The organism is Pseudonocardia hierapolitana, from assembly GCF_007994075.1.
GTDB lineage: Bacteria > Actinomycetota > Actinomycetes > Mycobacteriales > Pseudonocardiaceae > Pseudonocardia > Pseudonocardia hierapolitana.
This window is the reverse complement of the sequence record NZ_VIWU01000001.1, coordinates 7,675,632-7,691,017: the sequence shown is the minus strand read 5'-3', so window position 1 is coordinate 7,691,017 and position 15,386 is coordinate 7,675,632. Positions and strand designations below refer to the sequence as shown.

The 15,386-nt window shown below is 75.7% G+C and carries 15 protein-coding genes; 4 read left to right on the top strand and 11 right to left on the bottom strand.

The window, feature by feature from the left end; genetic code table 11:
- Nucleotides 1-3: 3 nt before the first annotated feature.
- Nucleotides 4-765, bottom strand: a complete 762-nt coding sequence (gene fabG / locus FHX44_RS36200; RefSeq protein ID WP_147259882.1) for a 3-oxoacyl-ACP reductase FabG — start codon at nucleotides 763-765, stop codon at nucleotides 4-6.
- 93 nt (nucleotides 766-858) lie between these two features.
- Nucleotides 859-1,554: a methyltransferase domain-containing protein gene (locus FHX44_RS36195; RefSeq protein ID WP_147259881.1), complete on the bottom strand. Its 696-nt coding sequence runs from the start codon at nucleotides 1,552-1,554 to the stop codon at nucleotides 859-861.
- A gap of 107 nt (nucleotides 1,555-1,661) precedes the next feature.
- Between FHX44_RS36195 and FHX44_RS36190 the strand changes: the two genes are divergently transcribed.
- The gene (locus FHX44_RS36190; RefSeq protein WP_147259880.1) at nucleotides 1,662-4,166 is read left to right on the top strand and encodes an ATP-dependent Clp protease ATP-binding subunit; all 2,505 of its coding nucleotides are present in this window, start codon (nucleotides 1,662-1,664) and stop codon (nucleotides 4,164-4,166) included.
- 38 nt (nucleotides 4,167-4,204) lie between these two features.
- Here FHX44_RS36190 and FHX44_RS36185 read toward each other — a convergent pair whose 3' ends face one another.
- A complete protein-coding gene (locus FHX44_RS36185; RefSeq protein ID WP_147259879.1) occupies nucleotides 4,205-4,801 on the bottom strand; it encodes a UdgX family uracil-DNA binding protein in 597 nt (198 codons plus the stop codon).
- Between the two features lie 198 nt (nucleotides 4,802-4,999).
- On the opposite strand from FHX44_RS36185, the gene FHX44_RS36180 reads away from it, so the two are divergent.
- Both FHX44_RS36180 and FHX44_RS36175 read left to right on the top strand, forming a co-directional pair.
- Entirely contained in the window at nucleotides 5,000-5,656 is a 657-nt protein-coding gene (locus FHX44_RS36180) for a hypothetical protein (RefSeq protein WP_212612809.1), read from the top strand.
- Nucleotides 5,656-6,276 carry a hypothetical protein gene (locus tag FHX44_RS36175; RefSeq protein WP_147259878.1) on the top strand — a complete coding sequence of 207 codons (621 nt, stop codon included), beginning with the start codon at nucleotides 5,656-5,658 and terminating at the stop codon, nucleotides 6,274-6,276. Before FHX44_RS36180 ends, FHX44_RS36175 begins: the two co-directional genes overlap by 1 nt.
- A 66-nt stretch (nucleotides 6,277-6,342) precedes the next feature.
- Here the strand turns inward: FHX44_RS36175 and FHX44_RS36170 are convergent, their stop codons facing one another.
- On the bottom strand, nucleotides 6,343-7,443 hold the full coding sequence (locus FHX44_RS36170; protein WP_147261744.1) for a glycosyltransferase family 9 protein: 1,101 nt from the start codon (nucleotides 7,441-7,443) through the stop codon (nucleotides 6,343-6,345).
- A gap of 44 nt (nucleotides 7,444-7,487) precedes the next feature.
- Here FHX44_RS36170 and FHX44_RS36165 point away from each other — a divergent pair, with 44 nt between their 5' ends.
- Nucleotides 7,488-8,486, top strand: a complete 999-nt coding sequence (locus FHX44_RS36165) for a glycosyltransferase family 9 protein (RefSeq protein ID WP_147259877.1) — start codon at nucleotides 7,488-7,490, stop codon at nucleotides 8,484-8,486.
- Here FHX44_RS36165 and FHX44_RS36160 read toward each other — a convergent pair.
- The 7 genes from FHX44_RS36160 to FHX44_RS43575 are packed head-to-tail and all read right to left on the bottom strand — an operon-like array spanning nucleotide 8,467 to nucleotide 15,309.
- Nucleotides 8,467-9,471, bottom strand: coding sequence for a bifunctional heptose 7-phosphate kinase/heptose 1-phosphate adenyltransferase (locus tag FHX44_RS36160; RefSeq protein ID WP_170309182.1), 1,005 nt, complete (start codon nucleotides 9,469-9,471; stop codon nucleotides 8,467-8,469). The two genes, FHX44_RS36165 and FHX44_RS36160, sit on opposite strands and share 20 nt — an antisense overlap.
- The gene (locus tag FHX44_RS36155; protein WP_147259875.1) at nucleotides 9,468-10,283 is read right to left on the bottom strand and encodes a glycosyltransferase family 2 protein; all 816 of its coding nucleotides are present in this window, start codon (nucleotides 10,281-10,283) and stop codon (nucleotides 9,468-9,470) included. The genes FHX44_RS36160 and FHX44_RS36155 overlap by 4 nt, the downstream gene beginning before the upstream one ends.
- On the bottom strand, nucleotides 10,280-11,782 hold the full coding sequence (rfaE2, locus tag FHX44_RS36150) for a D-glycero-beta-D-manno-heptose 1-phosphate adenylyltransferase (protein WP_147259874.1): 1,503 nt from the start codon (nucleotides 11,780-11,782) through the stop codon (nucleotides 10,280-10,282). Before rfaE2 ends, FHX44_RS36155 begins: the two co-directional genes overlap by 4 nt.
- Nucleotides 11,758-12,933 (bottom strand): glycosyltransferase family 9 protein, encoded by a 1,176-nt coding sequence (locus FHX44_RS36145; protein ID WP_147259873.1) that lies wholly within the window; start codon nucleotides 12,931-12,933, stop codon nucleotides 11,758-11,760. The genes rfaE2 and FHX44_RS36145 overlap by 25 nt, the downstream gene beginning before the upstream one ends.
- A complete protein-coding gene (locus FHX44_RS36140; RefSeq protein WP_147259872.1) occupies nucleotides 12,930-13,673 on the bottom strand; it encodes an SDR family oxidoreductase in 744 nt (247 codons plus the stop codon). The genes FHX44_RS36145 and FHX44_RS36140 overlap by 4 nt, the downstream gene beginning before the upstream one ends.
- Nucleotides 13,670-14,737, bottom strand: coding sequence for a glycosyltransferase family 9 protein (locus tag FHX44_RS36135; protein WP_147259871.1), 1,068 nt, complete (start codon nucleotides 14,735-14,737; stop codon nucleotides 13,670-13,672). The genes FHX44_RS36140 and FHX44_RS36135 overlap by 4 nt, the downstream gene beginning before the upstream one ends.
- The gene (locus tag FHX44_RS43575; protein ID WP_425469167.1) at nucleotides 14,734-15,309 is read right to left on the bottom strand and encodes a D-glycero-alpha-D-manno-heptose-1,7-bisphosphate 7-phosphatase; all 576 of its coding nucleotides are present in this window, start codon (nucleotides 15,307-15,309) and stop codon (nucleotides 14,734-14,736) included. The genes FHX44_RS36135 and FHX44_RS43575 overlap by 4 nt, the downstream gene beginning before the upstream one ends.
- Nucleotides 15,310-15,386 lie beyond the last annotated feature (77 nt).

Below are 15,386 nucleotides of genomic sequence, written 5' to 3'. Positions count from 1 at the left end.
CGGTCAGGCCTTGGGGCCGCCTGCGACGTAGAGCACCTGGCCGTTGACGAACCCGGAGCTCTCGCTGACGAAGAACGACACGGCGTTCGCGATGTCCTCCGGCTGTCCGGCGCGGGCCACTGGGATCTCCGCCGCCCTGGCGGCCACGTAGGTGTCCCAGTCCTGCCCGATCCGCTCCGCGGTCGCCTTCGTCATGTCACTCACGATGAACCCGGGCGCGATGCAGTTGACCGTGACGCCGAACTTGCCCAGCTCGATCGCGAGCGTCTTGGTGAAGCCCTGCAGCCCGGCCTTGGCCGTGGCGTAGTTGGCCTGGCCGCGGTTGCCCAGCGCCGACGTGCTGGAGAGGTTCACGATGCGCCCGAAGCGCTGCTCGACCATGTGCTTCTGCACGGCGCGCGACATCAGGAACGAGCCGCGCAGGTGCACCCCCATGACGGTGTCCCAGTCCAGCTCGGACATCTTGAACAGCAGGTTGTCGCGGGTGACGCCGGCGTTGTTCACCAGCACCGTCGGCGCACCGAGCTCGGCGGCCACGCGCCCGACGGCCGCCTCGACCTGCGCGGGGTCGGAGACGTCCGCCCCGACGGCCAGCGCCCGCCCGCCGGCGGCCTCGATCGCATCGACGGTGCCCTTCGCCGAGGCCTCCTCGAGGTCGACCACCGCCACGGCGAGGCCGTCGGCGGCCAGCCGCTGCGCGGTGGCCGCGCCGATCCCGCGCGCCGCCCCCGTCACGATCGCCACGCGCTGCGGGCTTCCCGTCATCTCCTGCTCCCGTCGTCGTCGACTTTCCCGGGGAGTCTCGGGCACCGCGGGTGCTCGCGCCAACCGGCGAGTGATTCACATCGCTGGACGCCGTCAGTCGAAGAACCGGGCCATGTGGCGCTCGTCGGGTCCGTCGCCGGGCGGGGCGGGCGTGAGGTCGGCGAACACCGTGGACTCGTCGCGGCCGACGTGCAGCGGGAACCAGGCCGGCCGGTCCGGTCCGGAGCAGATGCCCTTGATCGTCTGCGTGTCGAGCAGCCGGACGTGGGTGGGGTCGGCGACCGCGTTCACGTGCTTCCACCACGGGGAGAGCACGTGGAGCACCCCGCCCGGGCGCAGCACCCGGTGGCACTCGGCCACCAACGGCAGGAAGTCGATCAGGTGCTCCAGCACGTGCACGGCGAAGACCCGGTCCACGCTGGCGTCCCGGAACGGCAGCGGGCGCGACACGTCGGCCACCGCTGCCACCGACGGCGTGCGCCTCCGGTCCACCCCGATGTTCGTCGGGTACTGGCGCTGCTCGCCGCACCCGAGGTCGAGCGCCACCGGGTCCCGGCCGGCGACGCGCACCCGGTCCCACACCGCGTGCACGCCGGCCAGCCGCCCGGCCAGTCGCCGGACCGTGTCCAGCTGGGCCGGCCGGTCCACGCGCCCGCGCAGGTGCACGACCCCGCCGTCGACCTCGGCCATGACGTCGAGCCCGCGCACCCGCTCGTCATGAGCGAGGATCTCCCCCACCGCGCCGGCCAGGTACTCGTCGGTCAGCTGCTGCCTCGCCTCACCACCCATGCCCGGACCGCTACCCGACCCGCGCGCGCCCAACCGTTTCGGATCCGGCACGTCGGGAACGCCCACCCGATGATCCCGATCGGAACGCCCACAGGAGAGGTGCGTCCATGACCGGCTTCCCCGGGCCGGGCGACCCCGGCTCGTTCGACGACTTCCTCGCCCGCTTCCTCGGCCCGGGCGCCCGCGGACCCGCCCGGCGGATCGACCTCACGCGCCTCATGAGCACCGGGGCGCGCGAGCTGCTCGCGACGGCCGCGCAGCTCGCGATCGACCGCGGCGACCCCGACCTCGACGCCCAGCACATGCTGCTCGCCTCCACCCAGCTCGAGCCGACCCGCCAGTGGCTCGACCGGGCGGGCGCCGACCCGGACCGGATCGCGCAGATGCTGGACGAGCGCCTGAAGCGGGCCGAGCCGACCGGCCGTGCCCCTGCCCTCACGCCCGCCGCGAAACGCGCGCTGCTGGACGGCCACCAGGTCTCGCGCTCACTGGGATCCACCTACATCGGCCCCGAGCACCTGCTGCTCGCCATCGCCGCCAACGAGGACTCGGCAGCGGGCCGGCTGCTGGCGGAGGCCAGTCTCACCCCGGGCCCGCAGAGCGCCCCGCGCGCGTCCCGGCGCGGCGATGCGGGCGGCCCCGCCTCGACGCCGACGCTGGACCAGTTCGGGCAGGACCTCACCGCCGCCGCCCGCGAGGGCCGCCTGGATCCGGTGGTCGGGCGGGCGGGCGAGATCGAGCAGACCATCGAGGTGCTCTCCCGCCGCACCAAGAACAACCCCGTGCTCATCGGCGAGGCAGGCGTCGGCAAGACCGCCATCGTCGAAGGGATCGCTCAGCGCATCGTCGACGGCGACGTGCCCGACACCCTCGCCGGCCGCCGCGTCGTCGAGCTGCAGCTCTCCGGCGTGGTCGCCGGCACGCGCTACCGCGGCGACTTCGAGGAGCGGCTGCGCACCCTCATCGACGAGATCCGCGCCGGCAGCGACCAGCTGATCGTCTTCATCGACGAGCTGCACACCATGGTCGGCGCAGGCGGCGGTGGTGGGGACGGCGGCGCTGGATCGTCTCTGGACGCCGGCAACATGCTCAAGCCGGCGCTGGCCCGCGGCGAGCTGCACGTCATCGGCGCCACGACCCTCGACGAGTACCGCAAGCACATCGAGTCCGACGCCGCGCTCGCCCGCCGCTTCCAGCCGGTGATGGTGCCCGAGCCCAGCTGCGAGGACGCGATCGAGATCCTCCACGGCCTGCGCGACCGCTACGAGGCCCACCACCAGGTGCGTTACACCGAGGACGCGTTGCGAGCCGCCGTCGAGCTCTCCGACCGCTACCTCACCGACCGGTTCCTCCCCGACAAGGCGATCGACCTGATGGACCAGGCGGGGGCGCGCGTCCGGCTCCGGACCCGCACCCCGTCGGTCGACCGCCGCGGTCTCGAACAGCGCCTCGAGCAGCTCGAGCGGGACAAGGACCAGGCCGTCACCGACGAGCAGTACGAGCGGGCGTCCGAGCTGCGCGACGAGATCGCCGACCTGCGTGGCAGGCTCGCCGCCACCGGGGCGTCCGACGGCGGCGTGCCCGAGGTCGGCGTCGCCGACATCGCCGAGGTGGTCTCGCGCTCCACCGGCATCCCGGTCGCCCAGCTCACCGAGGCCGAGCGCGACCGCCTGCTGCGGCTCGAGCAGGAGCTGCACGCGCGGGTCGTCGGGCAGGACGAGGCCGTCTCCGCCGTCGCCGAGGCCATCCGCCGCTCCCGCGCCGGGCTCGGCGACGAGGACCGCCCGGTCGGCAGCTTCCTGTTCCTCGGCCCGACCGGCGTCGGCAAGACCGAGCTCGCCCGCGCGCTCGCCGTGGCGCTGTTCGGCGACGAGGACCGGATGGTCCGGCTGGACATGAGCGAGTACGGCGAGCGGCACACCGTCGCGCGGATGGTCGGCGCCCCGCCCGGCTACGTCGGCTACGGCGAGGCGGGCCAGCTGACCGAGGCCGTGCGGCGGCGCCCGTACTCGGTGCTGCTGCTCGACGAGATCGAGAAGGCCCACCCCGACGTGTTCAACGTGCTCCTGCAGGTGCTCGACGACGGCCGGCTCACCGACAGCCAGGGCCGCACGGTGGACTTCCGCAACACCGTGGTGATCATGACCAGCAACGTCGGGTCCGAGCTGATCACCAACCAGGGCGCGACGCTCGGGTTCGGCAGCAGCCGCGACGTCGGGACCGACGCCGACTCCGCCGCCCTGCGCGACAAGATCATGCCCCGGCTGCGGGAGGTGTTCCGGCCGGAGTTCCTCAACCGCATCGACGAGATCATCGTCTTCCGCAGGCTCGACCCCGACCAGCTCGCCACGATCACCGACCTGCTCCTCGGCGACACCCGCAGGCGCCTGGCCGCGCAGGACGTCACCGTCGAGTTCACCCCGGCCGCCGTGCGCCGGATCGCCGAGCTCGGCTACCAGCCCGAGTTCGGCGCCCGCCCGCTGCGGCGCACGATCCAGCGGGAGATCGACAACCGACTGTCCGGCATGCTGCTGGCCGGGCAGCTCCCCGCCGGGACGCACGTGAAGGTGGACGCCCACGACGGCGAGCTGGAACTCCAGGCCGCTGCGTAGGGCGCCGGAGTCGGGGGCGGAGGCTCGGGGGCGGGGGCTCAGGGGCGGAGGCGCGCGACGACCTCCAGGTCCGCCACCAGGGCCGACAGCGCCTCCTCGCGAGCCTCCGGCGGGCCGCGCAGGATCGAGCTCGGGTGCACGGTCGGCACGAGCTGGTGCCCCTCCCACTCCAGCACCCGGCCACGCTCCTTCGTGATCTTGAAGCCCGAGCCGAGCAGTGCCTTGGCGGCGACGGCACCGAGGGTCGCCATGGCGCTCGGCCGGACGGCGGCGAGCTCACCGTCCAGCCAGTGGCGGCAGGCGCGGATGTGCGTGACGCCGGGCGTCTTGTGGATGCGGCGCTTGCCCGCGCGCTCGAACCGGAAGTGCTTGACGGCGTTGGTCACGTAGACCTCGTCGCGGTCGATGCCCGCCCGCTGCAGGGCCGTGTCGAGCACGCGGCCGGCCGGTCCGACGAACGGCGCGCCCTCGACGTCCTCCCGGTCGCCCGGCTGCTCCCCCACGAGCATCAACCACGCCGAGGCCGGCCCCTCACCGAACACTGTCTGCGTGGCGGGGGCGTGCAGCTCGCAGCGGGTGCAGGCGGCGGCGTCGCGACGCAGGTCCGCCAGATCAGGACGATGGACGGTGGTCACCCCACGGGGTCTACCCGGCGGGAGGCCCGCTCAACCTTCTGCATTTCGCAGGGCTCGCCAATACGGAAATTCCCATTCCGCGAACTCCAAGCGGCGTACTCGAACGGGGATGTTTGTCGATCCCGATGTCCTGGTAACCGGTACACAACGACGTCACTCGTTCGAGTGAACGCCACAATCACAGAGAAGGAGAGTGCGGTGGACAGCACCGTGACCGTCCTTGTCGTCGTCATCGTGGTGTTGGCGCTCGCGCTGATCGCATTCGGCGCGATGCTGTTCCAGCGCCGCCGCACCGAACGCCTGCAGGAGCACTACGGGCCCGAGTACGAGCGGAGCCTCAGCCAGACAGGCAACCGGCGCGCAGCAGAGGCGCAGCTGACCGAACGCGAGAAGCGCCACCGCGAGCTCGACATCCGCGACCTCCGATCCGAGGAACGCGACCGGTTCGCGGCATCATGGGCAGATATCCAGCGGGAGTTCGTCGACGACCCGAAACGCGCCGTCCACGACGCGGACGGGCTCGTCCTCGACATCATGCGAACCCGCGGATATCCGGTCGGCGACGACGGCGGCGACTTCGAGCGCCGCGCGGAGGACATCTCGGTGGAGCACCCCGACGTGGTGCAGCGCTACCGGCAGGCCCACGCGGTGCGCGACGCGACGGAGCGCGGTGACGTCGACACCGAGAACCAGCGCTCCGCCGTGACCTCGTACCGGTCGCTGGTCAGCGCGTTGCTCGACACCCGGGGCGACGAGCGCACCCACGAGCGCAGCCACGACGACCGCAGCCACGACGACCGCAGCCACGACGGCCGCGAGCGTCACCACCCGACCGGCGAGGAGCAGACCCGATGATGCCGGAGCAGAACGAAAAGGTTCACGAGGGGCCCGAGCAGGTGGCCGCGGAGTCCGAGTACCCGCGGTCCGAGCATGCGGCGTCCGAGCAGACGCGATCCGGGCAGATGCGATCCGACCAGACGCAGCCCGACCAGACACGGCCCGAGCAGACGCGGCCCGAGCAGACGCGGCCCGACCAGACGCGGCCCGACCAGACGCGGTCGACGGACTCGGGGTCCGACGCGATGCGCTCCGAGGACAGTGGTTCCGGGCAGCCGCGGACCGGGCAGCCGCCGGCCGGGCAGCCGGGGCAGCAGACCGCGGGGCAGCAGACAGCGGGGCAGCAGACCGCTCACCAGGCGGGCGAGCAGCGCGAGCGGCTCGTGCCCGAGGACCACGCGGCGTCGTACGGATCGCGGTGGGACGCGGTGAAGGGCACGTTCGTCGACGAGCCGCGCGAGGCCGTCGCCCAGGCCGACGCGCTGGTCGGCGAGCTGCTCGACGAGCTGGAGACCCTGTTCCGGGAGCAGCGACGCAGCATCGAGCGCGGTCTCGACAGCGACGAGACCTCCACCGAGGACCTGCGCATGGCGTTGCGCCGCTACCGCAGCTTCTTCGAGCGGCTGCTCGCCGTGTGACGGTCGCGGTCCGACCTCCCCCGCGGGCCCCGCCTGCCTCTCGCACCGAGAGCGGGCGGGGCCGATTCATGCGCCGGCGGCGTCCGCCCCCGACCGGAGAGGCGGGTCGCTCGCCAGCAGATCCATCACCTCTTCGCCCGCTTCGGCCACCGGTATCTGCCCCAGGAACGACGGCCGGTGCCCGCAGCCGTCCCCCGGGCGGTGCGGGTGACCGGCCGTGCTGCAGTCGGCGCCGCACTCGGGGCAGTGGACGGTCCAGCTCAGCAGCGGTCGGTGCCGGGTACGGGTGGCAGGCGCCGCGTTGATCGCGTTGCCGCACCAGTACAGGCCGACGGTGGCCGCGCCGACGGCCCGGGCGAGGTGCAGCGGGCCGGAGTCGTTCGCGACGACCACCACGCAGCGCTCCAGCACGGCGGCGAGCGCGCCCAGGTCGGTGCGCCCGGTCAGGTCCGGGACCGGGCCCTCGGCCGCCTCCCGGACCTCGGCGTTCACCGCCGCGTCACCCGGCCCGCCCACGAGCACCGGGCGCGCCCCGGTGGCCGCGAGCACGTCGGCGAGCGCGGCGAACCTCGCGGCCGGCCACCGTCTGCGCGGATCGGTGGCGCCGGCGTGCAGCGCCACCCACGGCCCCGGGCCGGGCAGCAGTCCGGCGGCGGTGTCGCGTTCGGCCCCCGACACGGCGAGCGCCGGGTAGTCGGCAGGCCCGTCGGCGCCGGCGAGCCGGGCGACCTCGAGGAGCCGCTCGACCTCGGGCTGGTAGTAGCGGTAGGGGACGTTCGCGTCCAGCGGCGGTGCGTCCGCGGCGCGCAGCCCGATCGTGCGGCGTGCGCCCAGGGCCGCGACCAGCGGGTTGGACGCCCGGCCGCCCCCGTGCAGCTGCACGGCGAGGTCGTAGCGCTCCGCGCTCAGGAAGGCCGGCAGGGCGCGCGGGTCCGGCGCGTCCCGGGGCTGGCCGGCCAGGCCGTCGACGCGCGGGAGCACGCGCACGCGATCCACCGGTCCCGGCCTCCCGGAGAGGAACAGCTCGTGCCAGCGGGCGCCGAGCAGGGTCACCTCCGCGTCGGGGAACCGCGCGCGGAGCGCGGCGAGCGCGGGAGTCGCCATCAGGTAGTCACCGAGCGCGTTGCAGCGCAGCACGGCGACGCGCCGGACCGGGATCCCCTCCATCACCGGCGCGGGTTACCCGTGGCGCGCGAGGGTACGCCCGCGAGGTGGAGCACTCGCGGCAGCCGACGGCACTCGTGCTCCGCGCGCTGCACCTCGGGGATCTGCTCGTCGCGGTGCCGGCGTTGCGGGCGGTGCGCAGGGCGTTTCCCGGGCACCGGATCGTGCTGGCGACGGCCGGGTCGCTGGCGCCGCTCGTCCCCCTCACCGGCGCCGTGGACCAGTTGCTGCCGACCCCCGCCCCGGATGCGCTGACCTGGACGGGTCCGGCTCCGGACGTCGCGGTCAACCTGCACGGCGCCGGGCCGGAGAGCCATCACGCCCTCGACGCGACGGCGCCCGGACGCCGGATCGGGTATCGGGCGGCGGGCTGGCCGGGCCCGCGGTTCGACGACATCGCGGCGCGGCACCCCCACGAGCGGGAACGGTGGTGCGCGATGCTCGCCTCCCACGGCATCCCGGCCGATCCGGCCGATCTCCGACTGCCCCCGCCAGCGACACCCGCCCCGCACTGCGCGCACGCCCCGGTGCTCGTGCACCCCGGCGCCCGCTACGGGGCGAAGCGCTGGCCGGCCCGCCGCTTCGCCGAGGTCGCCGCGACCCTGCACTGTGCCCTCAGCCCCGTGCTGATCACCGGCACCGCCGACGAGCGGGAGCTCGCGCTCGCCGTGGCCCGGACGGCGGGGCTCGCCGAGTCCCGGGTGCTCGCCGGGCGCACCGACCTCGCCGAGCTCTGCGCGCTCGTCGCCGGTGCGGCGCTCGTGGTGAGCGGTGACACCGGCATCGCCCACCTCGCGGTCGCCTTCGGCACCCCGTCCGTGACGCTCTACGGACCGGTCGGGCCGCAGCAGTGGGGTCCGCCTGCCGACGGCCCCCACGCCGTGCTCGACGAGCCGGGAGCGCGCCGCGGCGACCCGTTCGCCGACGATCCGGACCCGGCGCTGCTGGCGGTCGGTGTGGGGGACGTCCTGCGCGCGGCGGCCCGCCTGCGCGGACGCTACGTGCTCGAGCAGCCGAGCGGTGTCCTCAGGAGCCGCTCGAGGTGACGGTCGCCATGGCCTGGCGGCGGCGGGGCCGCGACCGCGGCTGCGGCGGCTGCAGCCAGCGGTTCCCGGCACGGCGCACGGTCGATCCGCCACCGCGCGCGACGAACCCGGCCGCGCCGAGCACCGCCTCCGCGACGGCTTCGTCCACGCTCGATCCGGCGGCGAGCGCGGCGGCGACGCCGCCTGCGAAGTAGTCACCGGCACCACACGGGTCGGCCTCGTGCACGGCCGGTGCCGGCGTGTCCGAGCAGGCCCCGTGCCGATGGCGGACGACCGCGCCGTCGCGCCCCAGCGTGACCGCGACGGCGTCGGCGTCCCAGCGGTCGAGCAGTCGCCCGGCGAGTTCGAGTGCCTCCCCCGCGCCCGTCTCCACCACGTCCTGGCCACCGGCGGCCCCGCGCGCCTCGGAGAGGTTCGGGGTCGCGAGGGTGACGCCGGGCACCGGTTCGGGGCCCCGCGGATGCGGATCCCACACCACCGGCACCCCCCGGGCGAGAGCCCGTGCGAGCGCGGCGCGCACGTGTGCGTCGGCCGCGACGCCGCGTCCGTAGTCCGACACCAGCACGGCACCCGCGTGGTCGAACACGGTCTCCAGGTCGAGCCCGTCGGCGAATCCGGGCGCCGGCACGCCGCGGCCGCGGTCGGTGCGCAGCATCGTCCGGCCGCCCGCGCGCATGCGGCACTTCACGACCGTGCCGCCCTCCGCGGGGCCGGCCAGCAGCTCGAGGGTGCCGTCGACCAGGCCGTCGAGCAGGCCGGAGAGCCGCCTGCCCGGCGCGTCGCCCGCGAGGGCGGTGACCAGCCGCACCGGGGTGCCGCGCCCGGCCACCAGGACGGCGGCGAGCGCCGCACCGCCCGGCCGGGGCGACTCGTCGACCACGTCGAGCACGGGGGCAGGCGCGTCCGGGCAGAGCCGCTCGACGGTGCCGACGACGTCCACGTCGAGCAGCGCGTCGCCGACCACCACCACCGGCCGGGCGCTCACGACGCGCTCCCGAGGGCCTCCCGGGCCTGCACGGTGCGATCGGGCACCGTGGTCGGCGACTCGAGGTGGCACGCGCCCGAGGGCAGGATTCCCGCGCCTCCGGCCGCCGCCATCACCCGGTGCTGCGCCAGCACGTCCTCCCCGCAGTGCGAGGTGGGCAGCTCGGTCCAGAAGTCGAACCCGCCGCAGGCCTCGAGCACGGAGCGGTCGTAGAGCACGCAGCCGCCCACCCATGCGACCTTGTACGGCACCCATCGCTCCCCCGGGCGGAGGTGGCGGCGGGCGAGGTGCACGGGGTTGGCGGCGTTGTGCAACGTCCACCGCTCCCAGGCGGGGGTGCCCGGCTCGATCCGCTCCGGCTCGGGCCGCCCGGTCCACCTCTCGAACGGGGCGAGCTCCGACGGCCGCACATCGTCGAGGTAGGACAGACCCTGCACCGCCGCGCCGACGAGCCCGCAGCCCAGCGTCGTGATCGCCTCGTGCAGGCGGCCGACGGTGCCGGGTTCGAGCCACACGTCGTCGTCGAGGAAGAGGACGTACCGCGCGCGCGAGCGCGCCAGCAGGGCGGCCCGGTGCTCGGCGAGCCCCCGCCGCGGCAGGTGCTGCTGCGTGCGTACCCGGTGCCCCGCCGCCCGCAGGGCGCGCAGCATCGTCCGTGCGGCGGGCGTGTCGTAGGACGCCGGTCCGTCCGACTGGTCGCTGACCACCACGCCGAACGGATGCCGCTGCGCGGCCAGCCCGGCGAGGGTCGTGGCCAGCTCGACGGGCCGGTCGCGGGTGGGGACGAGGACGTCCAGCTCCGGCGCCCTCATGGTCGGCCCGCCTTGATCCGGCCCACGATCGCGCTGGTCGAGTGGTCCGACAGGTAGTCGAGCACCCGGACCTCGCCACCGAGCCGTTCGACGATCGGGGTCTCGGGCAGCATCTGCGGGGTGTAGTCGCCGCCCTTCGTGTAGACGTCGGGGCGCACGGCCTCGAGCAGCGCGGCCGGGGTGTCGTCGGAGAACGACGTCACCAGGTCGACGCACTCGATCGCGCCCACGACGCCCGCGCGGTCCTCGAGCGGGTTCACCGGCCGCTCGGGGCCCTTGAGCCGCGCCACGCTGTCGTCGTCGTTGAGCGCGACGACGAGCACGTCGCCGAGCGTGCGGGCCTGCCGCAGGTAGGCGACGTGGCCGCGGTGCAGCACGTCGAAGCAACCGTTGGTGAACACGATGCGGCTGCCCCGGCGCCGGTGCTCGCCGACGATGGCCAGCAGGTCGCGGTGGGTCAGCAGGCCCCCGCGGTCGCGTTCCGCGAGCCGCGCGGTGAGGGCACCGGTGGTGCAGACCGCGGTCCCGTCCTGCCCGACCACCACGTCGGCGGCGCATTGCGCCAGCACGAGCGCCTGTTCCGGGGCGATCCCGGCCGCGCGGGCCGCCGCCGTCGCGGCGGTGAACGTGTCGCCCGCCCCGCACGCCCGGCACTCCGGGCCCGGGCAGGCCCTCGTCCGCTGGGCGGGCTCCGCGGGGTCGACGGGCAGCCGGACGGCCCCGTCGACGTCGAGCGTCACGAGTACCTCACCGCCACCGGCGGCGCGCGTCAGCTCGGCCCGGTGGGCGAGCACCCACTCCGCGCGCCCGTCGGCCGGGTCGGGAGTGCCGATCAACGCGGTCGCCTCGGTCATGCTCGGGGTGAGCACGTCGGGGCGCACCGCAGCCCACCCGTCGGGTGCGTGGGCATCGACGACGAGCAGCGGGATCCGCTTCCGGAGGCGCGACAGCGCGACCCGCGCCCGGGCGTCGAGTGCGCCGAGCCCGTAGTCGGCCACCACCACCGCGTCGGCAGGCTCGGCGAGCGCCGCCTCCAGGCCGCTGACCAGCGCGGCCGTCGTGTCGGGCCGCGGCGGCCGGGTCGGACCGGCGTCGTAACGGGCGAGGGGCTGGCCCGCGCTGAGCAGGCGCCGCTTGACGGCGGTCGCCCGCCCCGGCTCGGTGACGCAGTGCGCCGTACCCACGCCCGCGGAGTGCAGCAGCTCGCGCAGCTCGGCCCCGCCCAAGTCGTCGCCGAGCACCGCCACCAACTCGGTGCGTGCGCCCAGCGCGGCGAGGTTGGCCGCGGCGTTGCCGGCACCGCCGGGCGCGGTGCGGGACTCGGCGAGCTCCACCACGGGCACCGGGCCGTCGCGCCCGAGTCGGTGCGCGGGCCCGGAGAGCCAGCCGTCGAGCAGTGCGTCGCCCACGACGACGACGCGGGGTGCCCGGTCGGCGATGTGGCCGGCGAGCGCGGCGGGGGCGGCCGGATCGGTCAGCGTTTCGCCGGGACTGCGCATGAGATCTCCTCGGAGGGTTCCGGGGTGCCTGGTTGTTCAGGACGGCGTCCCGCGAGGGCGAGCGCGGCCGCGGCGACCTCGCCGGGCGGGACGTCCAGGCACTCGTGCTGGTACGGACAGTGGAGCTGTCGGCACGGGGAGCACGGGACGGCGCGGCGCAACAGCGTGGCCCGCGTGCTGCGCGGGCGGAGCTCGTCCGGCCGCTCGGTGCCGCCGTAGGTGACGGCGACCGGCGTGCGGACCGCGTCGGCGAGGTGCATGCCGCCGGAGTTGTTGGTGACGGCGACCGCCGCGCCGGCGATCAGCGCCGTGAAGACGGGGAGCGGCACCGGTGGCACCGGCGTGACGTCCGGATGTGCCGCCGCCGCGACGACCTGCGCGACGAGGGGCGCTTCCGGCTCGGGGCCGGCGACGAGGACCGGCAGCCCGGCGCGGGCGAGCAGCGCCGCGGCCGCCCCGAACCGCTCCGCCGGGTAGCGCCGCGCGGCGCAGGACGCACCGGGCGCGAGCACCGCGAAGGGGCGATCGGGGGCGACGATGGCGGCTGCCCGCCGCGCGTCCGCCGGCACGTGCAGGGCGGTCTCCCGGCCCCGGTGCGGCACGCCGATCGCGGCGAGCAGGTGCAGCGCGCGGTCCACCTGGTGGGTGCTGTCCGGCGGCGGCGTCACCCAGTGCGTGGCGACCGCGCCGCCGAACTCCCGCGAGTGCACGACCCGGGTCCCGATCCCGGCGAGCAGCCCGAGGTGCGCCACCGGCCACGGCGACTGGGAGAACGACGTGAGGACGATCAGCACGTCGTAGCCGCCCGCGGCGACCCGGTCCAGCAGCGCGTGCTCGGTGGCGTCGTCGGTCCCGGCGGCACCGGGGAGCTGCTGCCAGGACGCCGAGGCCACCAGCACGCCGTCCAGCTCGGGGATCATCGGGACGACCGCGGAACCGGCGGGCGAGGCGAGCAGGTCGATCCCGGCGTCCGGCGCGGCCGCGCGCAGGGCCCGCAGGGCGGGCGTCGTGGTGACGACGTCGCCGATGTTGTCGGCGCGCACCACGAGGACGCGCCGGGCGGCGGCCATGTCGACCGGTCCGCCGCGGTCGGCGCCCGGATGGCGGCCGGGCCTCGGGCGGGTCGCGGTGGCTGTCACGGTGGCGGTCATGGCCAGGAGGGCTCCGTGGAGGCGCACACGACCATCTCGCGCACCTCGCACCCGTCGGGCCGCGTGAGCGCGTAGAGGACGGCGTCGGCCACCTCGGCCGGGTCGTTCAGCTGCGCGTCCGGACCGGGCTGGTACTGCTCGGGGCGGCCGTCGAAGAAGGCGGTGTCCATGCCTCCGGGCACGAGGAGCGTCACCCCCACCGTGCCGGCGAGCTCCGCGGCAAGCGCGCGGGTCATGCCCACGACCCCGAACTTCGAGGCGCAGTAGGCCGACGCGTCCGGCAGCGCGCGCACGCCCAGCGTGGAGGCCACGGTGACGATGCGGCCGCGGGAGGCCGTGAGCGCCGGGAGCGCGGCCCGGATGACCGCGGCCGTGCCCAGGAGGTTCACACCGACCACCCGCTCCCACTCGGCCGCGGGGACCTCGGCCATGGGCCCGCAGCGGTCGGTGCCCGCCGCGGTGACCACGCCGTCGAGCCCGCCTGCGTCGGCGAGCAGACGGCCGATCGCCGCCTCGCTCGCCCGCCCGTCGGTGAGGTCGGTGACGACGGACGGTGCGTCCGCGAGCTGCGGTTCCGGATCCACCGGGACGCGGTCGAGCAGCAGCGGCGTACCCCCGGCGGCCGCGATCGATCTGGCCACGGCGCGGCCGAGGCCGGACGCGGCACCGGTGACGAGGACGGTCCCGACGGGCCGGGGCGCACGGGTGGTGGTGGTCGGGGCGGGGAGTGTGCGTGTCACGACGATCCTTCCTGCGGGTCCCCCACCGGGACCGGCATCGCCACCAGGCGACGCACGGCGGAGAGGACCCTCTCGGGGGCGATGCGGGTGAGGCACGGATGGCCCGGTACCGGGCAGATCCGGGCACGGGAGCCGCGGCACGGCGCGTCCTGGTCGCCGAGCAGCACGTGCGGCACGCGGTAGGGCCGCCATCGCACGGCCGGCACCACGGGCGCGAAGAGCGAGACGACGGGCGTCCCCACGGCCGCCGCGAGGTGCGCGGCGCCGGTGTTGCCGACCACGAGCACCGCCGCCCCGGCGAGCACGCCGGTGAGCTGGGCGAGGTCGGTGCGCCCACCCAGGTCGAGCGCCGTGTCGCCGGCGACCGCAGCCGTGAGCTCCCGCTCGCCGGTACCGCCGGTCACGACGACGGGCAGCCCCGCCCGCGCGAGCAGCCGCGCCGTGCGCCGGTGGTGCTCGGCGGGCCAGCGCCGCGCCGGCACCGCCGCGCCGGGATGCAGGACGGCGTAGGGGCGCCCGGACAGCGACCCGAGCAGCGGGCCCACCGCGGGCGGGCGGCGCACGGCGAGCCGCCCGTCGTCACCGGGAGGCAGGCCGAACCCGGCGGCGGCGGCGATCGCGAGCGCCCGCTCGGGCTCGGGGAGGTCCTCGGGGAGATCCTCACCGGGGCGCAGTCGCACGTCGAGCAGCGAGCCCGGGTAGTCGACCGAGGCCCCGGTGATCCGGGGGATGCCGGCCAGCCTCAGCAGCAGCGCCGTCGGCAGCGGCGACTGGTGGAACGAGGTGAGCACGACGGCCTCGTCGAACGCGTGCGCCGCGAGCCTCGCGATGATGCCGTCCACATCCGGCGTCGACACGGGAGGCGCCGGGGCGACGACCCACGGGCTCGCCCACTCCAGGACGCGGCGCACGCCGGGCAGCAGCCCGCCCGCGGCCGCGCCGTCCGGCCCGCAGAGCAACGTCACCTCGGCGCCCGGCGCCGCGGCGGCCGCGCGCACCGCGGGCCCGGCGAGCACGACGTCGCCCGCGCCGTCGAGGCGGACCACGAGAACGCGGCGCGTCATCGGGCCTCCAGCAGGTGGCGCACGGCGGACAGGAGGTCGGGCCGCACCGTGGGCGCGGCGGCGACCTCCTCCCGTCGGGTCACGGGCGTGGGCACGAGCACCGCCGTCGCCCCCGCCGCGGTGGCGGCCTCGACGTCGGCGCCGATGTCGCCGACCAGGGCAACCCGCTCCGGCGCGACGCCGAGGCTGTGGGCCGCGGCCAGCACCATCCCCGGCCGGGGCTTGCGGCACGCGCAGCCGTCCCCAGGCCCGTGCGGGCAGACCTGCCAGACGGCGAACGGGCCGAGCAGCTCCTCGACCCGCCGGTTGACCCGCTCGGCCTGCTCCGCGGTGACGAGCCCGCGGGCGATGCCGGACTGGTTGGTGACGACGCCGACCCGGATCCGGGCCTCCCGCAGCAGGCGCAGCGCCTCGCGCGCCCCGGGCATCGGCCGCACCAGCGCGGGGTCGCCGTTGTACGGCACGTCGACGACGAGGGTGCCGTCCCGGTCGAACAGGACGGCCTCCGGGGCACAGCGCCCGAGCCCGTCGGGCCCGGTCGCGGTGTGCCCGGTCGTGCGGCCAACGATCACGGAGGAAGTACTGTCCGAGGCCGCCGCCGGTAAACCGCCTCGGCTCGCACTACTACTCAGCGCTGTCACTACTACTT

Coding starts and splice junctions, on each gene's coding strand:
- FHX44_RS36155 (WP_147259875.1), bottom strand. CDS start 10,283: ATGAGGGCGCCGGAGCTGGACGTCCTCGTCCCCACCCGCGACCGGCCC.
- FHX44_RS36135 (WP_147259871.1), bottom strand. CDS start 14,737: ATGACGCGCCGCGTTCTCGTGGTCCGCCTCGACGGCGCGGGCGACGTC.
- FHX44_RS36170 (WP_147261744.1), bottom strand. CDS start 7,443: ATGGAGGGGATCCCGGTCCGGCGCGTCGCCGTGCTGCGCTGCAACGCG.
- FHX44_RS36195 (WP_147259881.1), bottom strand. CDS start 1,554: ATGGGTGGTGAGGCGAGGCAGCAGCTGACCGACGAGTACCTGGCCGGC.
- fabG (WP_147259882.1), bottom strand. CDS start 765: ATGACGGGAAGCCCGCAGCGCGTGGCGATCGTGACGGGGGCGGCGCGC.
- FHX44_RS36175 (WP_147259878.1), top strand. CDS start 5,656: ATGCCGGAGCAGAACGAAAAGGTTCACGAGGGGCCCGAGCAGGTGGCC.
- rfaE2 (WP_147259874.1), bottom strand. CDS start 11,782: ATGCGCAGTCCCGGCGAAACGCTGACCGATCCGGCCGCCCCCGCCGCG.
- FHX44_RS36145 (WP_147259873.1), bottom strand. CDS start 12,933: ATGACCGCCACCGTGACAGCCACCGCGACCCGCCCGAGGCCCGGCCGC.
- FHX44_RS36190 (WP_147259880.1), top strand. CDS start 1,662: ATGACCGGCTTCCCCGGGCCGGGCGACCCCGGCTCGTTCGACGACTTC.